This is a genomic window from Nostoc sp. (assembly GCF_036917235.1).
Lineage (GTDB): Bacteria > Cyanobacteriota > Cyanobacteriia > Cyanobacteriales > Nostocaceae > Nostoc.
In genome coordinates this window covers 1-20,561 of sequence record NZ_JBALDU010000102.1, presented here as the reverse complement: position 1 = coordinate 20,561, position 20,561 = coordinate 1, and the positions used below count along the sequence as shown (strand labels likewise).

Sequence of the window (20,561 nt, the reverse complement as noted above, 5' to 3'; positions counted from 1 at the left end):
CTATTTTTTCTCGAAGATCGACAGAGTAGGACTTCATTTAAAAGGATTTATATTTTAATCTAGTGTACCTCATAATAGACGCAAGTGCTGTAATAGAAATCCTAAACGATATAGATCAAATTACAAATCCAAAATATTTGAACGAGATAGAGCAAATAATTATTCAGATAAGAGAGCGAAACAGATTAGAAGGACACCAAGCCTTAGTTACTAGTGTCTACTCTAGTCCTGATGGGAGGACACTTACTTCTGCGAGTTATGATGGCACAGTAAAACTTTGGGATATTAATGGAAGACTTATCACAAATATGACAAGGAAGAATACGGATAGAGTTTATAGCGTTAAGTTTAGCCCTGACAATCAACTTATAGCTTCAGCCGATGCTGATAACACAATCATTCTTTGGACTCAAAATGGTAAATATATAAGAACTCTAAATCGCCATAAAGATAGTGTATATGACATAGCATTTAGCCCAGATAGTCAATATCTTGTTTCTGCCAGTAGAGACAAATCTATAATTCTTTGGAATGCAAAAAATGGTAATTTTATTAAATCTTATGTAAATAAAAGTTTAATTCGACGTATAGATTTTGCCCCGGATGGAAAGAATATTGCCTTTACAAGTGATAATAATATAAAAATTTGGAACAGGGAAACTGAAAAGAGTATAATTTTTGGAAAAGAACCAGGGTTACTTAGTTCCGTAAAATTTTCTCCAAAAGCTAATATTCTTGTATCAAGTGATTATAGTGGTGAAATATATATTTGGAATATAAAAAATTTAGACAATTTAGGCAATCAAGAACCTATAAAAAAATTCAAAACTGAGCATAACGGTTATTTAAATAATATAAATATGAGTAACGATGGTAAAATAATTGCTTCTGCTGGAGAAGATGGTATTATTAAATTATGGGATAAAGATGGAAGCTTATTAAAATCTATTAAAGCCCACATCGGTGGTGTAGAAGAAGTTAGTTTTATCCCAGGAAATAATAGCAACTTAATTGCTTCTTCTGGTGCAGATACCACTGTTAAGTTGTGGTTTATTGGTGAATCCTACATACCTAAAGAATTTGATGATCAAAAGAAAAATATAGTTTTATATATTTGTAAAAGTTTACATATTTATAGAAATAATAAATCAATATTAAAACAAGATATATCGAATTTACAAGATATACAAAAAACTTGTAAAGCTTATATCTAAGTAAGATAAAATTTGATGCCATTATTCAGATTATGAAAGAGGGAAAAACAATGAATGTTGATAACATAGCTACAATGATTTTGGAAATGACAAAATCTGTTGAAAATCTAGAAGACAATAATAATCAAGATATAGCTAGGGAAAAAATCCAAAAAAGAGTGGGAATTATATTAGACCAAGGATGTACAGGATGCGAACCGAATGATCCACAGTGTTGTAGACAAAAGCTTCTAAAAATAATTAAAATATTAAAATTAGTAAATGATTATATTTCAAAACATTCTAATAATAGTACAGTTTTAACAGATATTGACAAAACAATGGAATTGATAGAGAAAATCTATAAAGATGAAGAAAATTATTAAAATTAACATACATAGTTTTCCCAATGGCAGACTAATTTCATCTATCCAAAAAAAAGACTACCAATTTATCAACTATTCTCCTCAAAAATAAGCTTCCATATACAGCATTAGAATTGTCTGTAAAAATTGAAAGTTAGTAAAGTGTTTGTTTTCAACCCCTATGTAGCGATCGCACCCCATTCTTCATCCCAATTAATACAAATGTTCTATATTTCTACTTATCAGCCGCACCATCCATACAATACCAGCATTCTGTAAAATTCATCCCAAAGAATCAGACGATCCCCCTTACCTGTGGTGGCAGACAGTCCTAAACTTAAGATGAGAGTTGAAAGGCAGTCGGGAGAAATTTTGTGAAGAAAGTATTATCAATCATTCTTGGTGGTGGCGCGGGTACTCGACTTTACCCACTAACCAAACTCCGCGCTAAACCAGCAGTACCAGTAGCGGGGAAGTACCGCCTAATCGATATCCCTGTTAGTAACTGCATAAATTCCGAAATTTTCAAAATCTACGTCCTGACACAATTCAACTCAGCTTCCCTGAATCGTCACATCGCCCGTACCTACAACTTTACCGGTTTCAATGAAGGGTTTGTGGAAGTGCTAGCGGCACAACAAACACCAGAAAACCCTAACTGGTTCCAAGGTACAGCAGATGCTGTACGTCAGTATCTGTGGTTAATGGAAGAATGGGATGTAGAAGAATATCTAATTCTCTCAGGCGATCACCTCTACCGCATGGATTATCGCCAGTTTATCCAGCGCCATAGGGAAACGGGGGCTGATATTACTCTCTCAGTCATCCCCATTGATGAGCGTCGCGCCTCAGATTTTGGCTTGATGAAAATTGATGATTCTGGTAGAGTCATCGATTTTAGCGAAAAACCCAAAGGTGAAGCGTTACTCCAAATGCAAGTTGATACAAGTGTACTGGGATTATCAAAAGAACAAGCCCAGCAACAGCCTTACATCGCCTCAATGGGGATTTATGTCTTTAAAAAAGATGTTTTGTTCAAATTGTTGAGAGAAGGTGTAGAAAGGACTGATTTCGGCAAAGAAATTATTCCTGATGCCTCTAAAGATTACAACGTTCAAGCTTACCTTTTTGATGACTACTGGGAAGATATTGGAACAATCGAAGCATTTTATCATGCCAATTTAGCCCTAACTCAGCAGCCCCAGCCACCCTTTAGTTTTTACGATGAAGAAGCGCCAATTTATACCCGCGCTCGTTACTTGCCTCCAAGTAAACTTTTAGAATGCCAAATCACAGAATCAATTATTGGCGAAGGTTGCATTTTGAAAAATTGCCGCATTCAACATTCAGTTTTGGGAGTGCGATCGCGAATTGAATCTGGTTGTGTGATCGAAGAGTCCCTACTCATGGGTGCAGATTTTTATCAAGCTTTTGTAGAACGTCAATGTAATGTAGAAAAAGGTGACATTCCTGTAGGTATTGGTACTGACTCGATTATTCGCGGTGCCATCATTGATAAAAACGCCAGTATCGGTCACGATGTCAAAATCATCAATAAAGATAACGTGCAAGAAGCTGACCGAGAAAGTCAAGGTTTCTACATCCGTAGTGGCATCGTTGTCGTGATGAAAAATGCTGTAATTCCTGATGGAACAATCATTTAATCATTAGTCATTAGTCATTAGTCATTAGTCATTGGTTAATAGTTAGAAGCAACAAAGGACAAAGGACAAAGGACTAATGACTAAACTCATCTTACTGATTGGTCTTCCAGGTAGTGGTAAGTCAACTTTGGCAAAACAATTACTGGCAGAATGCCCCCAGATGTCGCTGATTTCTACTGATGCCATCCGGGGGCAATTGTTCGGTTCGCAACTTGTTCAGGGTCCGTGGCTGCTGATTTGGCGCGAAATTGAGCGGCAATTTCAGCAAGCTATTTCCACAACTAATACAGCTATTTTTGATGCCACCAATGCCCAGCGCCGCCATCGTCGTGAAGTAATTGCTTTAGCCCGTAACTTGGGCTTTACCGACATTAGGGGAATTTGGGTGGATACACCAGTTTGGCTGTGTTTGGCACGGAATAAAAGGCGATCGCGCCAAGTTCCAGAAGAAATTATTTTGCGGATGCACCGTCAACTCCGGGATGCTCCCCCAAGTCAGGAAGAAGGATTAGACAGCCTCAGCCGCTTATCAGAAAAATCGGAGTACGGGAATTGCGATTCCTTGGTGAGCGAGAACCACACTTGATTTTCTATATTTTTTGTTAATTTGAAATCATATTCTTTTTGTTTGGCACCATACCAGGCAAATTAAACATCTCTCTTCTAAAACATAACGGGAATTTCTATAGGAGGCTGGTAGATGGCTGCAACCGACTTCAAAGACTATTACGCTATTTTGGGGGTCAGTAAGACTGCCAGTTCGGAGGAAATTAAACAAGCCTTTCGTAAACTAGCCCGCAAATATCATCCTGATGTCAACCCAAACAACAAACAGGCAGAGGCACGCTTCAAAGAAGTTAGCGAAGCCTACGAAGTTGTGTCAGACCCAGATAAACGCAAAAAGTACGACCAATTCGGTCAATATTGGAAACAAGCTGGTGAAGGTTTCCCATCTGGCGGCACTGCTCCCGATATGGGTAACTTTGACTTCAGTCAATATGGCAATTTTGATGAGTTCATTAATGAGTTGCTAGGACGCTTTGGTGGTCCTCCCCCTCGTGGTGCGGGTACGGGGCGCCAAAGTCAGGCACGAAGTCACTCTTACCGCACTTCTCCGGGTACTTCAACCCATTTTAGCAGCAGCTTTAACGATTTTGGGTTTCAAGATGGAGGTGCGGGTAGTACCCAGGATAGTGAAGCTGCGATCGCTCTAACTTTTGCTGAAGCATTTAATGGTGTGAAAAAGCGCTTCAGTTTAGGTAATGAAACAATAGATGTCAACATTCCATCTGGCGCTAAAACTGGTACTCGCCTACGGGTGCGGGGCAAAGGTCAAATTAACCCCATGACTCAACAACGGGGAGATTTATACTTAAAAGTCGAACTTCAGCCGCACACCTTCTTCCAAATGGAAGGCGATAACTTGGTATGCGAAGTGCCAATCACACCAGATGAAGCGACTCTGGGAGCGTCTATTGATGTACCCACTCCCGATGGTTCAGTTAATGTCAAACTACCAGCAGGAGTGCGTTCTGGTCAATCTCTACGTTTACGTGGCAAAGGTTGGCCCCTCGCCAAAGGTGGACGCGGCGATCAGTTGGTGAAAGTGGCGATCGTTCCACCAAAAGACCTCAGCCAACAAGAGCGGGAATATTATGAAAAAATCCGGGCTATACGTACTTATAATCCCCGTAGTCATTTGAACCAATTCAGGCTTTAATAAGCAAAAAGAGAATCCCCATAATTAAAATCTCGTCATTACCCACATTTTGGTAACAGTCAAAGTATTATGCTAAACCACATCCTGTCCCAAACTTAAGTTCTGCGGCTCAGAGCTACTGTTCACTCAAGTGGACTTGAATCATGTTCGGGTGAGTGTTTAACCGAACTTGAGATTAATTGTTGTTTAGTCCAGTTAAGAGAACTTGAACTATTAGCCTTGGAATTGTATTTCGAGGCACAATAGTTCTACTTGGTATTCAAAAGCTCACTGATTCCTTATTTTAATTTTAATTCTTAACTTTTTTGATACCGCATACCTGGTAGTTGCGAAATAAAACCCATAAGTTCCAACTGTAACAAAGCACCGGAAACTGAGCCAGCAGCCATGCCAGTTTGTTGGACAATAAAATCAAAGGGCAAAGCATCACTTGCGAGAGCCTCCGGCACACCTGCGGCGATCGCATCCATTACCCTTTGCAATTCTGGTGATAAAGTTGGTAAACTTAGCTGCTCTGGTGCTGTAGAAGCCTCAATTGCATCAATTTGTGGTATTGCTCCTAGCATTGTTAACAGTTCGTCTAGTTCTTTAAGAATGAAGGAAGCTCCCTGACTCAGTAACTTTAAGCATCCTTGGGATGGATAATCGTCTAGTCTCCCAGGTAATGCATAGACATCTCTACCAAATTCATTTGCGTAGGTAGCAGTAATTAAGGCACCAGATTTTAAAGGCGCTTCCATTACCAGAATGGCGCGGCTTAAACCTGCAATAATGCGGTTGCGACGGGGAAAGTGAGTCCGATCGGGTGGGGTTTTTGTGGGGTACTCACTTACGACTAGCCCAGCCGTCAAAATTTGCTTGTACAAATCCCGATTTTTATGCGGATAGATCACATCTACACCAGTTCCCAAAACTGCGATCGTTCGTCCACCTGCTTTCATGGCGGCGATGTGGCTTTCGGTGTCAATTCCCTCTGCCATACCAGAAACGACTGTAAAGCCATTTTTAGCCAAAGCTGTACTAATTTGGCGAGTCCAACGGATACCATATTCTGAGGGTTGGCGGGTTCCGACAATTCCAACCATTGGTTTTTGTCCGAGATTTTCTTGGAGTTCGACTTCACCGCGATAGTACAAAATTGGCGGTGGACTGGGAGTTTCTAGCAGTAAACGGGGATAATCTGCATCTGCTGGTGTCCAGAAATGAGAATTTTCCTGCTGGTGCTTGGTGAATAGTTGTTCTGGGTGCAAACGCGATCGCTGTTGTACTACTTTTTCTAGTGTCTGAAAACCAAAACCCTCTACTTCTCCTAACTGTACCTTAGTAGCGTTCCAAGCTGTTGCCAGCGTGCCAAAATGCTGTTGCAGCCGTCGCAGTAATACTGGCCCAATTCCTGAAATTTGTGCCCAAGCTAGCCAATATGCGCCTTCTTCTACCACCGTTCATATCCTCACGCCTACTGGATTGAGTATTCCCAAATTAGGGTTGGCTGTTGATGGAGTAGGGGCGATACTGTTCGGTTAAGGCAAGAGACGCGATGAATCGCCGTCTCTACAAAGACCTCTTTCTCAATTCCCCTTGACTTTTGACTCTTGACTCTTGACTATTAACTATTGACTATCTATCTTCTTATCTTCTGTGATGAAATATTTCTATCGTCTTCTAATAAGCCTATCTGGGTGCTTAATATTTTTACTGGTGCATAGTGGACTTGGTTTATTACCTAGTTTGGCAGCCGAAAAAGTTACCGTCAGGTACGGATTGTTTGAGCAATCAATTCCGGTGGCAGATATACGCAACTATGATGAGACACAAAAGGTTTCTGCGGATCTGCAATCTTTTCTAGATTACCTCAGCGTTAAAGAGAAACAGAAATTTCAAGAAGCCCTTCAAGTGAAAATGTCGCTTGATATTGTGGCTTTAGATAAGCTGGTAAACACAGGAATGGGCAAGCAAATTTTATCTTTTGCATCCGTTGCGATCGCTCGTCGCGATCAAGCCAGTATACAAGCACTACGATCTGCCCTGATCATCGGAGCAAAATCACCGGAAGGTTTAGGAATAACTAGCTTTCTAGAAGCCTATCCCAGTAATCAACTAGTTATTGATGCGTCAAAAATTAAGAAACTAGTCGGCATGGCAAATTCCTCTGCTAGTTCTGCTGATGCACCGCCGAAAGATGACGTAAGTTCTTCACCTTTAGGGAAAGTTGCCCTACAATATCAAACACTTGCCGCTCAGGATAAACAGTTCTCAGGTTGCTTATTTGGCGATTCTATTTCGGCTGGACTTGGCAATACCCTTGGGAGTGGTACTTTTAATTTTGGGTTAAATGGTCTGAGTACAATCTCATTACTAGAACAACTGAAAAGTTTAATTCCTACCAAGGTTAAATGCGAAAAAGCCATTATTGCCATAGGTGGAAATGATGCTTTGTATAAAATTAGTGATGAGTTATTTAGCAAAAATCTCCAAGAGGCGATCGCACTTCTGCGCACAATGGCAACTAAAGAGATTTTTCTGATTCCGGCTTTTTATTCGACAGTAGCAGCAAGCTCAGATCCAAAAGTAGCTGCCCCACGTTCTAGAGTTGAACAAATTAATGTTCTGATTAATCAAGTGGCTGAAACAGAAAAAGTACCAGTTGCCGCAGCCGGACTAGCACCATTATATGAAAATAATGTTCTTAAAGAAAATTTAACCAGTGATGGCGACCATCTGAATGCAGAGGGTCTGAAAATTTATCGGCAAGCATTATTACAAATCCTGGGTAAGTAATACCATGTCCGCTAGATTACTTATTAAACCTGAAGAACCCCACCCCGCCAAAGCATAGCTTTGTCTCCCCTCCCCGCAGGCGGGGAGGGGTGCAATGACTGTGGAAATCATAACTAATTATACGGACATGATATAATACCATTTTGAATTTTTGATTTTGGATTGACTAAAAAATCAAAAATCAAAAATTCAATGGCTACCAAAGCCAATATTCCTGATATATTACTGTTAAGCTTTCCAATTTAAAAAACGTGCATAAAGATAAGCTATACCTTCATCAAGAACTGTCCGCACACCTTCGCTAGAACTCCACCATTTGTTTGGATTATAATCTTGCGTTGTAGCAGCAATCACACCAACATTAATTTCAGGGGTAAGTATTTTTTTAAAAAGAAACCAACTCCTACGGGCATGAACGTCCAAGGAAAAAAGATTAATCGATTCTATTTTTAAATTTGAATTGGATAGCCAACGCTCAAATTCAGCAGCAGATGCATAACTACGATCCTTAACTACAAAAGGTGTCGGAACAGCTACTACTTTTTCTGCTTCTAAACCGAGTTTTATGAAGGTGTCAGCCGACACGTCTGCAAAGTTTTTGTATCCGGTAAGATAAGTTCCTTTTCCTAATGTGCCTCCGGTAGTAATTATTTGATGATAAGAACCGTTTTGAAATTCAGTCAAAGCTTTTTCTATAGCGTAATCTGGTAGCCATCCTTCAACAACTAATACTTCTGCTGATTCGATCGGGGAAGTTACGGCGAGAAATGAGTGTACATGAGTAAAAATGAAAAATATTAAATAAACAATCAAAGCGATCGCAATCGCCCACCCTTGAGCCGTAAGTGTCCACATTTCTTGGCGTTTGATTAGTTTGATTTTGGGAAATTTTTGACACCGACGATTTTTTATCCGCATTAACCCTTAGCTAAACGTTGTTCTTTCAAGTAAGTAAACACAGACTTATCTCCAATATCAGCAGGAATTGCTTGGACTGTCTTTCGCAAGGCAAAGACTAAAAATAATATCGCCCAAGTTCCTAATAAAATGCTTTCTCCCTGAGTTGGTAAAATTCCTACCAAATGTCCTAACAACAGTAGCGGTACAATTGGGGTTAATACTTTGGTTTCCAGGCGATTGAAGCAAAAAGCCTCTTTAAAATAAATACCTGTCAAAGCTACGAAGATAAAACCAACCCCAAATAAGGTAATTGGCTGATTGTAAACAGCAAGAGCTAAAGGTTCACTACTAGCGATCGCCAGAATCACTGATGCGATATTACCAATCGCCCAAAAAACTTGCAACGTTCGGTGCAGTGATGCCATATAGATATGGATGGTAAATAAACTTACACCAAGCGCGAGACTAAAACAAGCATATAGAGGTGTCAGTAAAGTTACAACAGTTGGGTTATTGTTGAGTAAAATCAAGGCGCTGCCGATGGCAAAGCTCAGTGCTGCTACCATTAATCCAGCACGATAGATAATTACGCCAGTGCGATCGCTCTGAGTAATTGTAAATTCCCCAAACTGACCTTGATAAACTTCTGGTGCAGAGAGTGTTTGTGTAGTCATAGCTAAGAATATAATTATGATTCTCTAGTAGAGTACAACAGGAAATTGCTCAAGGGTTACTTTTATTATTATGAGCAATAAGGCAACTTCATGTCACCATTCCTAAACTTACGTCTTTTAGCAGTTGCTTTCTGGAAATTTTTGTCGAATTGGCACTGCCTACGGTGAATGAAAATGCTTGTTTTTAAGTGGTGTGTAGTTGCCCATCCTCCTTTTTATATCTAGAATTTTCCCCTTTCTTTGACTTCCCTACAAATCAGCAACAGGCACTTTGCAGCCTAATGATTTTTCACTGTCTTAACTTTAACAATATTCACCGGTCTGATTTTCTGAAAAAAACAAGACTTCTAGCACATCTTGTAAATTAATCTGTAATTGTGAGTGAGCATCTCCGCAATTAATGGCAATTTCTACCCAGCCGTGACTGCCAACTAAAGCTATTATCTCCCCCACTTTCACCTCACTGTAAGTTTCACAGCCTGGTACACTCAATCCGGCAACTTGCACATACCAACTTTTGCCTTGCACGTAACTCGCTGGAATGTTACTCACTAGGTTGCCAAAGTGGTCAATATATTGAATGCAACCCACTACACTGGTGGTTGTCTGCTTGCAGTTGCCTATATCCAGGTTTACCAAACTTACTGGTTCGATTGCTTGTCCTAGCTGCTTGAGGGGGACACCACTAGCAAGATAAGCTGCCACAGGTGCAAAGATATCCCTACCGTGAAAAGTCTTGCTTGGTTGAGGAGTGCGCCAATAATTAAGATTTGTAAGTTCGACGGCTGCGTAGGCGTAGCCCGTCGTAGACATCGCAGGACTTTGACTAAGTACCCCGCTGAATATACCATTATCTGGCCCGACCAAAAACCCTTGAGCAAATTCTACTGCGATCGCTCGTCGCTTGCTTCCCACACCAGGATCTACTACTGCCAGATGTACTGTCCCAACTGGGAAATGGGCATAAGCATTCATCAGGCTAAACCTGGCTGCGGCGATGTCTTGCGGGGGAATTTGGTGCGTTAAGTCTACCACCGTCAGTCTAGGGTTGATTTGGGCTATGACTCCCTTCATTATGCCTACATAAACATCGCGATCGCCGAAATCGCTCAGTAATGTCACGAGTGGTTGTTCATCTATCTGGTTATTAGACATATTTTGGTAAAATTTTATAAAAAATATATTTTCTGTAGCAACAGCTACAAAATGTGTGCTATGTTAAGAATACAAGACATAAATTGAAAAATTAAAGCAGGTAATCACTATGAGTCAAAATAGACTACAAAGCATAAGCAAATCACGAGAAGCTCACAGAGCCAATATTCAAAGAAGCCTAGAGCATCGCTTGGAAATAGCCAGAGCAAAAGGTGACGAACAGCTGATTCGTCAACTGGAAGCTGAAATGAGGTATTCCAGCTAAATCAAGTTTTCATTGTTCATAGTTTTGTTGTGTAACCCGCTACGGCGGGTTTTTTCTTTTTAGAGGGTTTTCTAGCAATTCTGGTAAAAGCTCATAATTTTTACTCTATCCTTTCCATGTATTACACGGTAAATCCGCCGTTTTTTTGTTAAACAATATTTCGCCAACGGTATCCGTCTCTTGCCTTAACCGAACAGTGTAGAGGGAGGCGGAGCCTCTAGGATGGCATTCCCAGTCGAAGACTGGGAACGAGACACGAGACAATATCTAAAAGCTGGTTTTAGGATGGCTTTCACGTTAAGTTGACAATACCCCCTCTACGCAAAAGTGAGCTATACGTAGTGTCTCGTAGAGAAGGCACTTCGTTAAAAAAAACTTAGGTATTCTTCCAGTCGGATAAGTCGGATAAGTCGGATAAGAGTAAACAAGCTAATGGAATCGTATTGTGATTCATCTCATGATGCTTGTCCACAAAAAATAATCAAAGAGAATTGCTATGTCCTTCAAGATTTTGGCTTTAGACGGTGGCGGTATTCGTGGAATTGTTGCAGCACGAATACTTCAACAAGTAGAACAAGAAATTAGAAATCAGGGAAAAGGAGAGTTTTTACACGAATATTTTGACATGGTTGCTGGTACTTCTACTGGTTCAATATTAGCAGGAGGAATTGCTCTCGGAAATGAGAGTGATGAACTCATTAAAATGTATAAAAATAGAGGTAAAGATATATTCCCTGTGGAGATAAAAGAGCGCTACAAAAACTTTCCATCCATCATCAAATCAATTATTGAGGTATTTTCTCCATCTAAATATTCTCATGATGGAATTACTAGTGTCCTCAAAGATGCCTATAAATCCACAAGAATCAAGGATATCGAAAAACCCATTCTTTTGATTCTTGCTTACGATACGCTATATCGCAACACAACCTTTTTTACAAATTGTCATCCCGATTTAGGAGACAGATGGTACGATGACTGTTATTTATGGGAAATATGTACCGCTTCTGCCTCAGCACCTACTTTTTTTCCACCATATAAATTAGAACCTGTAGATAAACAGAAATTTGGTGACTGGGAATTCCCACACATTGATGGAGGAGTTTCTGCTAATAACCCCTCTCTTGCAGCTTTGAGTTTAGCGATGAGGATTAGTCAGTCTTCAGTATCTCCAGAAATCAAGCAACAATATAAACTACATAATCTGCGATTGGAAGATATTTCTATTCTTTCTATTGGCACGGGTCAAACTGGTGAACCATATCAATATAAGCAAATCAGCAAATGGAGAGGCTTAGACTGGATCAAAAATCTTACTAACATCTTTATGGAACCTACATCTGAGATTGATAGTACGATTTGCCGACAAATCATGGGTGGATATGAGTCTAAACGTTACTTGCGTCTTCAGTTTGACTTAAATGAGACATTTAAACCCAAACCAAAAGAGACTTATAAAGATCCTCGCATCGTATTACCTCCAGAAGAACGGAAAAATAAATTTACTGGAGAAAAAGTCAGTCCAGAAATAGATAATACTAATTCCGAGATTCTTCAGCAGTTAATAGATACTACCTCTGCATTCATTGAGCAAGGTCTTACGTACTATACCAGAGACGATTCCGGTTCTCCGATAAAAAAGGCGATCGCGTCTTTTATTAAAAATAACTAGCGAACTGTGTCATTATTTACAAGTGTCTACAATTGGTTGGGGTTTGAATACCCATCCAATTGATTTCTACACCCTGTTTAAGGCTTTTTTGGCTCGTTCCATCAGCTTAGATAATCAAGGCGCGATTCGCACCTAAGCTCTAGCAAGAAAGCCTTATTTTAGAAATTGTATTTAATTTACTAATTAAAATTTGCTTTTCTGATAAAGTTTAGTAAAGTCAAGCTTTACCTCTTCTTTGTACTACTACTATCACATCGTAATAATACCTAAGTTTTTAATTAAAAATTAACGAGGAGAAGATATAAAAAATCTTTTAGTAACAAAATAGAATGTGTAATCAAATACATTTTTCTCAGCCCTGTTTCGTGTTGTTGCCGCAGTATTTACCGAATGTTTTCCATGAGAACTGAGGCAGAGAAAATAATATGTTTTTAGACATTTTAGCTAGCCTACAACGGTTATTTGTTGGTTATATTCCAGCCGCTGTATTGGGTAGTTTTATCGGATATTTCATCGGGATAAATAGCATGGTTTATCAGCTATTTCGGCTGATATTTCAGATACCACATAGTATCCCTCCTATAGCTTTGCTACCTATTGCCCTAATTGCGTTTCAAGAGAGTGACTCGGCTGCTATTGTAGTAGTTTTTCTGGGGACTCTCTGGACGATGATTATTAATACAGCAATAGGGATGCGGCATTTCAAGAGACAGAATAATAACTTTAGAGTAGCTATTTTTCACATATTTCATGCCTTGAAAGTTAGCATTTGGGTAGCTTGGTTTATTGTTATTGCCACAGAAATGTTAACAGGTCCAAGAGGACTTGGCTTTACCCTCTGGGATGCTTATAAAGCTGGCAATACTGATTACATAATCCAGGAAATCCTATACATCGGTATCATTGGCTTTTTGCTGGATCAGTTACTAGATTTTGCAGCCTATATTCTCTCGCAAATGGTTTCAGATGGGAAAAAATCTTCTTAAACTTTATTTAGGCTTGCGGATTGCACCCTGCCAGCTAATAGTTTGCTTGGCAGAACGTATTCCTAAAGAACGAGTTGCTACGACTTCAATATCAACGTTGACACCAGGGCGTAAAGCTTCGTCAGGAATTTTTAGCTTGCCCAAAGCTAGAGTAAAACGATTGTAGTCACGAGTCACAAGTTCTGTGGGAATATCCCCTTCAAATTCAGTTTTGTAGCCAGAAAAACCGTGGGAGCTATCTTGAGCGCGGAATTTCAGGCGAAACTGAGTATTAATGGCATCAGACTTGGCTGCCAAATCAACTATTTTTAAGTTGAGATTTTGTCCGGCATCGGCAAACTCTGCTACAGCTAACCGGGTGACATCTTTTTTGGGAATGGCATGGTTAACGGTAAATGTTGTTAAGTTAGCCTCACTTTTGCTGTTACCGTCAACCCATAATTCCTCAGCAAAAGTAATTTCTACTTGTTTGTTATCAGTTAAATTTAGTGTTACGGCTTGATTGCCAAAGCTGGTAATGGGTTGTCTTTCTTGCCAAACTATTTGAAAAGCTTCTTCTAGACGCTGTTCAAACTCTCGATAATCATCGGCGATCGCAGAACCAGGCGCAAGTAGAGAAGCTGCGCCTATGCGTTGATTCCACTTATTCTTCGAGAGGTGGAACTGTTTGTTTATCAGTTCCGACATTGCTAGCTGCACAGTTGGAGTATCAGCTGCCAAAGGTTCCTTGCTATTGACAATACTCAAAGTTCCTAAGCGCCCTTGGCTACCATCGTTACCATCGCTGCCATCTCGCCCATCGCTACCATCGCTACATCGATAAACCTTTTCAGTACACTTATAATCAGGGCTACCAGGAGTTCCCTTACAGGTTTTTACTTCCCATCTCCGTCTGTGACAGTTACAACCCTCCGTACCGTTGCCACCTCTACCGCCGCGCCCACCTTCCCCACCAGTTGCTCGGACAGAAATATTCCGTAAGTCTGCCAAATTGCTGTAAGACACTGTGAGAGAACCACCATTTCCCCCATCTCCTCCTTTGCCACCATTACCACCGTTACCACCGTCTGGTGCGTTTATGTCATGGCTGACGCGTTCGCCGCGTTGGGAACCACAGTCAGGTTGATAACCACGTTCACCGTCTTCCCCGTCTTCACCATCTTTACCCGACAAGTCAAGATTTACAGGTGAACCATTGACAAAAATATTTTGGTTTTCACCGCTGTTACCATCTCTACCCGATCGCCCATCGGTTCCTGCACGTCCATCTCTGCCATAATCTCTGGCTAATTTATAGTATTCGTCAGAGGCAACGGCTGGACATAAAACTGAACCAGAGGCAGGCAAAAAGCTAGTAAATAAGCAGAATGTCAGCAGTAGTGGCAGCTTACTCCTAAAACCATTGTGCATCTAGTTACACCTAAAACTTTAGTTGAATTATCTACTCCTGACGCTGACTTTCAACAATTTGCTCCCTCTTGTCCAGTGAGATCGTGTCCGGTTAAAGACCGATCAATTTGAAAAAAGAATGCAATTTTGTACATTCTAAAGCGAGGTAGTGAGTGTTGAAGTGTGACACACTTATGAAAAAGGATTAGCTTCTGTTACCACTTCTGGCAGTGGAATAAACTCTGTTTCATCTGGCACGCTAGCAAAGCGAGAGTCACGCCAATCAGCTTTAGCTTGCTCTATTCGCTCTGCTCGGCTAGAGACAAAATTCCACCATTTGTAGCGTGTACCTAACGGCTCACCGCCAATAATAATACATCGAGCCGCAGCTGTAGCAGAAACTTCAACGCGATCGCCTGGCTCTAGAATAGCGAGACGATATTGCTCCATCGGTTCATCGTTAATCCTCAACCCCTCTGTGACACTGTATACTGCCCTTTGTGAATAATCTGTAGGGATACTGAAGTGGGTGTTGGCAGCCAACACAGCATCTAAATAGAGAATAGGTGAGAGAACTTTTACAGGTGAGTTATACCCAAATGCTTGTCCAGCAATAAGTTTGATGATAACGCCATTCTCTTCCCAGGTCGGAAGGATTTCAGCAGGATAGTGAATGAACGTTGGCTCGGTTTCTTCGTGTTCAACAGGCAGGGCGATCCAGGTTTGAATGCCATGAATAGTAGTTTCTTGGTTACGGTCAAAGTCAGGTGAGCGTTCTGAATGGACAATCCCCTTTCCTGCTGTCATCCAGTTGACTGCACCTGGTTGGATTTCCTGTACAGTACCCAAACTATCGCGATGCATCAAAGCACCATCAAATAAATAAGTTACCGTTGCTAGATTAATATGAGGATGTGGTCGGACATCGATGCCTTGATTGGGGGGCATAACGGACGGGCCAAGATGATCGAAAAAGATGAACGGCCCAACCGTTTGGCGATTAGGATATGGCAAACTGCGGCGGGCAGAAAAACCACCCAGATTTTTAACTTCGGGTTCAATCAGTTGAAGAATTGCCATAAATAATCGCAGGTGATTAGTAAATGCTGTAATTATTATAAGTATATTTACTTGCAAATAAGCTAATCTTGATGAGTTATCTGTTTGTTTTGGAGAGTTGATGCCAATGCGATCGCCTGTTTTTTACTATTAAATATTAAACACAGCCCCCGTTAGTATTGTTTCTCAACCAGAGAGTCTTTTGACAAGTGCGATCGCTCACCTTTAACTTTATTAAACTTCTGATTGGATCTCAGTTTCCTACTGTTGAGGAAATTAATTGTAACCAATTAGCTCAATTACTATTAGATTCTGCAAAGCCCCATCCCTTATTACTAGATGCACGAAGTCAGACTGAGTATGCAGTCAGTCATATTGAAACAGCAGTACGCATAGATCCTCTCACAGAGGACTTAACAGCAGTTACAACAGTTTCCCAAAATAGACCAATTGTTGTGTACTGTGCTGTTGGCTACCGAAGCGCAAAATTAGCCCAAAAACTGGATGAAGCCGGGATTAAGTGCATTTATAACTTGAGTGGTGGAATTTTTCAGTGGGCAAACGAAGGTAGGCCAATTTTTCAAAATTGGCATCCGACCAAGGTTGTACATCCTTACAATGCAATCTGGGGAAAATTACTAAAAGCTACTTACCATGCTTAGGAGTGTTGACCTTTGGATTAAGAGCTTGTAAATATTGAGCAAGTAGAATAAAAGCAACGATAAAACTACTTAAGCTGCATGTCTCAAGTTTCGATTGTCATTCCTACTTTAAACGAAGCAGTTAGCTTAGAGCGGACATTGCGCCAATTGACTTTACTTAATCCGCCTGCTTTTGAAGTGATAGTAGTAGATGGTGGCAGCGATGATGAGACAGTGGCAGTTGCAAAACAATGCTTTGGGTCATTCAATCAGTCGCTAGGCGTACAAGTTCTTTCATCTGAACAGCGTGGGCGTTCTATTCAGATGAATTATGGAGCATCGGCTGCAACAGGAGATATTCTTTGCTTTCTTCATGCAGATACTTGGGTGCCGGATGATCTAATCACTGTAATAGAGCAAACCCTAGCCGAACCAAGCATTGCCTGTGGGGGGTTCATTTCTCTGATGAGTGGATCTCAAACGACTCGCTGGGGTATCTCTCTACATAATTATTTAAAAACCTACTATGCACCACTGCTATTTAAGCCTTACCTATTTTTTCGAGGATTGCGCCTATTGTTTGGAGATCAGGTAATGTTTTGTCGTCGCACTGACTTTTGGGATTGCAATGGATTTGATGAGACATTACCAATTATGGAAGATGGAGATTTATGCCTGAGATTGGTTAAAAAAGGACGTATTCATCTGGTGAACCGCATTGTCCACTCTTCAGATCGTCGTGTCGCAAAATGGGGTAGTTGGAAAGCAAACGCAATCTACCTTTATATTGGTTTTTTGTGGGGAATTGGCGTTGATGCAAATTATCTCAAACAATTTTATCAAGATATTCGCTGATTCAGGTTCCAGTCATAGTAGAGATAGGAAATTGGCGTTGAGGCATTCATTGGCAAGTCTGTTTCTAGGTAAGAGCGGATATATTCTGGAATAGAGGATTTGACTTTAAGAAAATCTTGACGATACCATTTAAAGATTTTGCTACAGTAGAGCGTTTTACTATCTGAGTCATAACGAACTTTTTCAGGATTGTTAATGAAGCGACGGGTATCTTCATCTAACTGCTGAGTAACTTGTTGAGGAAAATAAGCTCCAGCACGCAGTAACGGACAACCAACCGAAGCACAGACTATTGCAAAATGAATTCGTGGCTCCTGGAATTGATTCCGCAGAATCTGGTTTTCTATTTGGGCTAAACTGTAATGCTTGTCAAATATATAATAAGCACGACGTTGGAAGAACCACAAAAAAGCCAGCCAGTTGGGAATGCCTAAGATTCGCGGACGAATTGACTCAAGTGGGTATCTCTCCAAAATTGCCGAAATGGTGAACGCATTGTAAAGGTTAATCCACAATGCCAATTGCTCAAAAGTGTTGCTATTAGATGTAAAAGCCAGATTTTTTTGACTCGACAACCAATCTGCGATCGCTTGAGGTTGCTCAGTTTTCCAAGCAATATAGTTTACACGACCCTGGCGATCGACATACTGACGCAACAACCTGTCCCAAGGTTCAAAATCTATCATTATTGCTGTGTTATATGTTGGCCGTAGCTAAGGGAATTCTTTGCTTTCGCGATCGCAACGTAGAGTTGAATTTGTACAAGTATTTATTTAACGAATTATAACAATACTATCTTTGGCAACTTGAAATCAGCGATACACTGAGGAAAATTCCTTGAGGAAGCGTTGATGGCACGGTCAAACGGGGTTATAAGTGAAACGTCTGTAGAGGAATTGCCTACATCAGACAAAGATACGATCGCAATTGAAAATCCACCTGAGCCAGTGGAGGATGCCCAAGATATTGACGACATATTGAACTCACTAAAAACCTTACTGAGTTCTCTAGAAAAGCTCCAAAAAGTCCGGCAGGAAGTGGGCGATATCAAACCGTTGATTGGGCGGATGCTTGATGGAGAACTAGTTGCTGGTGAAGAACTTGAGCAACTCAAGACAGGTGTGAGCAGTCTTTCTCGCCTTGTTCGTGCTTATAATGACCATCAAGTAGCGTTGGCTAAAGCACAACCTGCTAGAAACTTGCTAGATCAAGTACTGAAAGAACGTAAAGCTAATTGAGTTGAGACTGGAGATTGGGGATGAAATTCTTTGGATATTTGGTTGGAGTTCTAATTTCCAGTCAGATGTTAAGAGTTTGTAATCCTTAATTTAATAAGCGATCGCACTTTTTTGAGAGAATTAGGAGTGCGATCGCTTCTCCATAGCCTTTAGGTATGTCTACAGCCGCAAGGTAGAGCCTTAAAGTAAGTATGATATTATACTCTTTTTAGTATTGATATTTTTTTAATAATTGGCTAATAACCTAAAATAGGTTATGATGACGAAAGCCTAGTATTACTTGCAAGGTAGGTATTGTAATGAAGACTAATAGAGAGAATCTACCCTTAGACCAGATTCTCTTAGAGGATAGCTTACAACTGCTGAGTAATCTGCCAGATGAATGTGTTGATTTAGTTGTATCCTCTCCACCTTATAATTTAGGCAAAGAATACGAGTCAAGGCAGGCTCTTGAGATTTATTTGGCAGAACAAACAGCCATTCTGCTTGAATGTAGCCGAATTCTCAAAAATACAGGTTCGCTATTTTGGCAAGTTGGTGCTTTTTCTGACCGAGGAATGCTGATTCCTCTGGATATTCGCTTTTTTCCGATTTTAGAGTCATGCAGATTAATTCCTCGCAACCGAATTATATGGGCTAGGCAACATGGTCTTCATGCCCAGAAAAAGTTTTCTTGTAGACATGAAACTATTCTTTGGTTTACTAAATCAGATAATTATAAATTTAATCTAGATGCTATTAGAGTTCCTCAAAAGTATCAAAATAAGAAACATTATCGAGGAAATCGGAAGGGCGAACTTTCATGCAATCCAGAAGGTAAAAATCCTGGTGATATTTGGCTGTTTCGGAATGTTAAACACAATCACGAAGAACAAACTATACATCCCTGCCAATTTCCAGAAGACTTGGTAGCTAGAATTATATTAGCTACAACTAACGAAAATGATATTATTTTAGATCCATTTATGGGATCTGGTACTACAGCGGTGGTTGCGAGAGATCATAAACGCTATTTTATCGGGTCAGAAATTGAACCAAAATATCATCAAGTTGCGTTGCGTCGTCTCAGTGGTAATCCAGATAAAAATGGTTGCTTTCCAAATTTAAAAACACTGCGCGATTATGTTCAAAAAACTGGTCAATCTATTGATAAATTTAAGTTTGATGTGCAAGTAGGAAATAAAGCTTCGGAACGTAGCAAAGCAAAAATTTATCCAGAAGAGTATCACTTGCAAGCAATGGAAGATAGATTAATCTATGAAGAATCTGCTTTTGCAGCTAATCTAAGAGGTGAAGAGATTCCAGTAGATCCAAAGCTTAATGGTAATGGGAAAAAGACCTCTTTACAAAATGAAATAGTAAAACCAGTAGAAGAAGTAGAACAAATTGAATTGAGATTATGGACTTAATAGATTAATTCTTACAATAAGTTAAGTAGACAACGACTACGGGCTGAACGTCCCGCAATAATCTCGCATTGGCGACTAACTCTAGTATTTACAGTTCTAGAATATCTTTTAGATAAATACTCAGTCCAAATAATAGGCACTATTGTATTTTGTTGTTCAAATAATCCAACCAGTCTGATTGGTACATCAAAAACTTGGTTTTTAGCCAAAGCTGTTAACTGATTAACAGCTTGCTCGTAATAAAGAGTGCTATTGGAGGCAGGAAACATCAGAGCCTTTGTTACTATAATTACTAAATTAGTCGGGTATCCAACAAATTCAGTTTTAGCTTTGAAGAACAATTCTGAGCGCAAAGTGTTATTGAGTAGAAAGGGATAGTTAGAAAATTGAATTTCAATGATAATGCCAGTTTTTGCAAAATCAACATCTGTACCTAAAAATCTATAAGGTGCTGGAATATGAATATTTGATTGCCAACCATCATGAATAAAAGCAGCTTTAATATACAGCACTTGCGTCTATTATGAGGTACACTAGATTAAAATATAAATCCTTTTAAATGAAGTCCTACTCTGTCGATCTTCGAGAAAAAATAGTT

General features: G+C 40.0%; 21 protein-coding genes. 13 read left to right on the top strand and 8 right to left on the bottom strand.

Annotation, left to right across the window (positions count from 1 at the left end; translation table 11 throughout):
* Nucleotides 1-62: 62 nt before the first annotated feature.
* The 5 genes from V7K44_RS29445 to V7K44_RS29425 all read left to right on the top strand — a co-directional run bounded on the left by V7K44_RS29445 (nucleotide 63) and on the right by V7K44_RS29425 (nucleotide 4,942).
* Nucleotides 63-1,214, top strand: a complete 1,152-nt coding sequence (locus tag V7K44_RS29445) for a WD40 repeat domain-containing protein (protein ID WP_334937047.1) — start codon at nucleotides 63-65, stop codon at nucleotides 1,212-1,214.
* Nucleotides 1,215-1,264: 50 nt separating this feature from the next.
* Nucleotides 1,265-1,579, top strand: coding sequence for a hypothetical protein (locus V7K44_RS29440; protein ID WP_334937045.1), 315 nt, complete (start codon nucleotides 1,265-1,267; stop codon nucleotides 1,577-1,579).
* A 353-nt stretch (nucleotides 1,580-1,932) separates the two neighbouring features.
* Complete coding sequence (locus V7K44_RS29435) at nucleotides 1,933-3,222, top strand: glucose-1-phosphate adenylyltransferase (protein WP_334937043.1); 1,290 nt, start codon at nucleotides 1,933-1,935, stop codon at nucleotides 3,220-3,222.
* Nucleotides 3,223-3,298: 76 nt separating this feature from the next.
* Nucleotides 3,299-3,808: an AAA family ATPase gene (locus V7K44_RS29430; RefSeq protein ID WP_334937041.1), complete on the top strand. Its 510-nt coding sequence runs from the start codon at nucleotides 3,299-3,301 to the stop codon at nucleotides 3,806-3,808.
* A 114-nt stretch (nucleotides 3,809-3,922) separates the two neighbouring features.
* Nucleotides 3,923-4,942 carry a DnaJ C-terminal domain-containing protein gene (locus tag V7K44_RS29425; RefSeq protein ID WP_334937039.1) on the top strand — a complete coding sequence of 340 codons (1,020 nt, stop codon included), beginning with the start codon at nucleotides 3,923-3,925 and terminating at the stop codon, nucleotides 4,940-4,942.
* A gap of 296 nt (nucleotides 4,943-5,238) precedes the next feature.
* On the opposite strand, the gene dprA is transcribed toward V7K44_RS29425, so the two are convergent.
* Nucleotides 5,239-6,381, bottom strand: a complete 1,143-nt coding sequence (dprA, locus tag V7K44_RS29420; RefSeq protein WP_334937037.1) for a DNA-processing protein DprA — start codon at nucleotides 6,379-6,381, stop codon at nucleotides 5,239-5,241.
* A gap of 259 nt (nucleotides 6,382-6,640) precedes the next feature.
* On the opposite strand from dprA, the gene V7K44_RS29415 reads away from it, so the two are divergent.
* Nucleotides 6,641-7,720, top strand: coding sequence for an alpha/beta hydrolase (locus V7K44_RS29415; protein ID WP_334937035.1), 1,080 nt, complete (start codon nucleotides 6,641-6,643; stop codon nucleotides 7,718-7,720).
* A 228-nt stretch (nucleotides 7,721-7,948) separates the two neighbouring features.
* On the opposite strand, the gene V7K44_RS29410 is transcribed toward V7K44_RS29415, so the two are convergent.
* The 3 genes from V7K44_RS29410 to V7K44_RS29400 all read right to left on the bottom strand — a co-directional run bounded on the left by V7K44_RS29410 (nucleotide 7,949) and on the right by V7K44_RS29400 (nucleotide 10,449).
* Nucleotides 7,949-8,638, bottom strand: a complete 690-nt coding sequence (locus V7K44_RS29410) for an ElyC/SanA/YdcF family protein (RefSeq protein WP_334937033.1) — start codon at nucleotides 8,636-8,638, stop codon at nucleotides 7,949-7,951.
* Nucleotides 8,638-9,294: a DUF2301 domain-containing membrane protein gene (locus tag V7K44_RS29405; protein ID WP_334894239.1), complete on the bottom strand. Its 657-nt coding sequence runs from the start codon at nucleotides 9,292-9,294 to the stop codon at nucleotides 8,638-8,640. The genes V7K44_RS29410 and V7K44_RS29405 overlap by 1 nt, the downstream gene beginning before the upstream one ends.
* Nucleotides 9,295-9,597: 303 nt before the next feature.
* Nucleotides 9,598-10,449: an SAM hydrolase/SAM-dependent halogenase family protein gene (locus V7K44_RS29400; protein WP_334937031.1), complete on the bottom strand. Its 852-nt coding sequence runs from the start codon at nucleotides 10,447-10,449 to the stop codon at nucleotides 9,598-9,600.
* A 109-nt stretch (nucleotides 10,450-10,558) separates the two neighbouring features.
* On the opposite strand from V7K44_RS29400, the gene pirA reads away from it, so the two are divergent.
* From pirA to V7K44_RS29385, 3 genes are all read left to right on the top strand, one after another.
* On the top strand, nucleotides 10,559-10,714 hold the full coding sequence (gene pirA, locus V7K44_RS29395; RefSeq protein WP_334937029.1) for an arginine synthesis PII-interacting regulator PirA: 156 nt from the start codon (nucleotides 10,559-10,561) through the stop codon (nucleotides 10,712-10,714).
* 496 nt (nucleotides 10,715-11,210) lie between these two features.
* Nucleotides 11,211-12,386 (top strand): patatin-like phospholipase family protein, encoded by a 1,176-nt coding sequence (locus V7K44_RS29390; protein WP_334937026.1) that lies wholly within the window; start codon nucleotides 11,211-11,213, stop codon nucleotides 12,384-12,386.
* Between the two features lie 425 nt (nucleotides 12,387-12,811).
* Nucleotides 12,812-13,372, top strand: coding sequence for a nitrate transporter (locus V7K44_RS29385; RefSeq protein WP_334937025.1), 561 nt, complete (start codon nucleotides 12,812-12,814; stop codon nucleotides 13,370-13,372).
* 3 nt (nucleotides 13,373-13,375) lie between these two features.
* Here the strand turns inward: V7K44_RS29385 and V7K44_RS29380 are convergent, their stop codons facing one another.
* Nucleotides 13,376-14,782 carry a collagen-like protein gene (locus tag V7K44_RS29380; RefSeq protein ID WP_334937023.1) on the bottom strand — a complete coding sequence of 469 codons (1,407 nt, stop codon included), beginning with the start codon at nucleotides 14,780-14,782 and terminating at the stop codon, nucleotides 13,376-13,378.
* 171 nt (nucleotides 14,783-14,953) lie between these two features.
* Nucleotides 14,954-15,841: a pirin family protein gene (locus V7K44_RS29375; protein ID WP_334937021.1), complete on the bottom strand. Its 888-nt coding sequence runs from the start codon at nucleotides 15,839-15,841 to the stop codon at nucleotides 14,954-14,956.
* A gap of 188 nt (nucleotides 15,842-16,029) precedes the next feature.
* Here V7K44_RS29375 and V7K44_RS29370 point away from each other — a divergent pair, with 188 nt between their 5' ends.
* Both V7K44_RS29370 and V7K44_RS29365 read left to right on the top strand, forming a co-directional pair.
* On the top strand, nucleotides 16,030-16,482 hold the full coding sequence (locus tag V7K44_RS29370) for a rhodanese-like domain-containing protein (protein ID WP_334937019.1): 453 nt from the start codon (nucleotides 16,030-16,032) through the stop codon (nucleotides 16,480-16,482).
* Between the two features lie 78 nt (nucleotides 16,483-16,560).
* Entirely contained in the window at nucleotides 16,561-17,316 is a 756-nt protein-coding gene (locus tag V7K44_RS29365; protein ID WP_334937017.1) for a TIGR04283 family arsenosugar biosynthesis glycosyltransferase, read from the top strand.
* On the opposite strand, the gene V7K44_RS29360 is transcribed toward V7K44_RS29365, so the two are convergent.
* Nucleotides 17,301-18,002, bottom strand: coding sequence for a DUF547 domain-containing protein (locus V7K44_RS29360; RefSeq protein ID WP_334937015.1), 702 nt, complete (start codon nucleotides 18,000-18,002; stop codon nucleotides 17,301-17,303). The two genes, V7K44_RS29365 and V7K44_RS29360, sit on opposite strands and share 16 nt — an antisense overlap.
* Nucleotides 18,003-18,167: 165 nt before the next feature.
* On the opposite strand from V7K44_RS29360, the gene V7K44_RS29355 reads away from it, so the two are divergent.
* Together V7K44_RS29355 and V7K44_RS29350 are read left to right on the top strand one after the other, a co-directional pair.
* The gene (locus V7K44_RS29355; RefSeq protein WP_334937013.1) at nucleotides 18,168-18,554 is read left to right on the top strand and encodes a hypothetical protein; all 387 of its coding nucleotides are present in this window, start codon (nucleotides 18,168-18,170) and stop codon (nucleotides 18,552-18,554) included.
* Between the two features lie 299 nt (nucleotides 18,555-18,853).
* Nucleotides 18,854-19,963, top strand: a complete 1,110-nt coding sequence (locus V7K44_RS29350) for a DNA-methyltransferase (protein WP_334937011.1) — start codon at nucleotides 18,854-18,856, stop codon at nucleotides 19,961-19,963.
* Nucleotides 19,964-19,974: 11 nt separating this feature from the next.
* On the opposite strand, the gene V7K44_RS29345 is transcribed toward V7K44_RS29350, so the two are convergent.
* The gene (locus V7K44_RS29345; RefSeq protein WP_334937008.1) at nucleotides 19,975-20,475 is read right to left on the bottom strand and encodes a restriction endonuclease; all 501 of its coding nucleotides are present in this window, start codon (nucleotides 20,473-20,475) and stop codon (nucleotides 19,975-19,977) included.
* Between the last annotated feature and the right edge of the window lie 86 nt (nucleotides 20,476-20,561).

What these genes read in the sequence shown, in the direction of transcription:
- V7K44_RS29380 (WP_334937023.1), bottom strand. Translation starts at nt 14,782, where the DNA reads ATGCACAATGGTTTTAGGAGTAAGCTGCCACTACTGCTGACATTCTGC.
- V7K44_RS29350 (WP_334937011.1), top strand. Translation starts at nt 18,854, where the DNA reads ATGAAGACTAATAGAGAGAATCTACCCTTAGACCAGATTCTCTTAGAG.
- V7K44_RS29365 (WP_334937017.1), top strand. Translation starts at nt 16,561, where the DNA reads ATGTCTCAAGTTTCGATTGTCATTCCTACTTTAAACGAAGCAGTTAGC.
- pirA (WP_334937029.1), top strand. Translation starts at nt 10,559, where the DNA reads ATGAGTCAAAATAGACTACAAAGCATAAGCAAATCACGAGAAGCTCAC.
- V7K44_RS29390 (WP_334937026.1), top strand. Translation starts at nt 11,211, where the DNA reads ATGTCCTTCAAGATTTTGGCTTTAGACGGTGGCGGTATTCGTGGAATT.
- V7K44_RS29410 (WP_334937033.1), bottom strand. Translation starts at nt 8,638, where the DNA reads ATGCGGATAAAAAATCGTCGGTGTCAAAAATTTCCCAAAATCAAACTA.
- V7K44_RS29355 (WP_334937013.1), top strand. Translation starts at nt 18,168, where the DNA reads ATGGCACGGTCAAACGGGGTTATAAGTGAAACGTCTGTAGAGGAATTG.
- V7K44_RS29360 (WP_334937015.1), bottom strand. Translation starts at nt 18,002, where the DNA reads ATGATAGATTTTGAACCTTGGGACAGGTTGTTGCGTCAGTATGTCGAT.
- V7K44_RS29425 (WP_334937039.1), top strand. Translation starts at nt 3,923, where the DNA reads ATGGCTGCAACCGACTTCAAAGACTATTACGCTATTTTGGGGGTCAGT.
- V7K44_RS29405 (WP_334894239.1), bottom strand. Translation starts at nt 9,294, where the DNA reads ATGACTACACAAACACTCTCTGCACCAGAAGTTTATCAAGGTCAGTTT.
- V7K44_RS29440 (WP_334937045.1), top strand. Translation starts at nt 1,265, where the DNA reads ATGAATGTTGATAACATAGCTACAATGATTTTGGAAATGACAAAATCT.
- V7K44_RS29430 (WP_334937041.1), top strand. Translation starts at nt 3,299, where the DNA reads ATGACTAAACTCATCTTACTGATTGGTCTTCCAGGTAGTGGTAAGTCA.
- V7K44_RS29375 (WP_334937021.1), bottom strand. Translation starts at nt 15,841, where the DNA reads ATGGCAATTCTTCAACTGATTGAACCCGAAGTTAAAAATCTGGGTGGT.
- V7K44_RS29385 (WP_334937025.1), top strand. Translation starts at nt 12,812, where the DNA reads ATGTTTTTAGACATTTTAGCTAGCCTACAACGGTTATTTGTTGGTTAT.
- V7K44_RS29400 (WP_334937031.1), bottom strand. Translation starts at nt 10,449, where the DNA reads ATGTCTAATAACCAGATAGATGAACAACCACTCGTGACATTACTGAGC.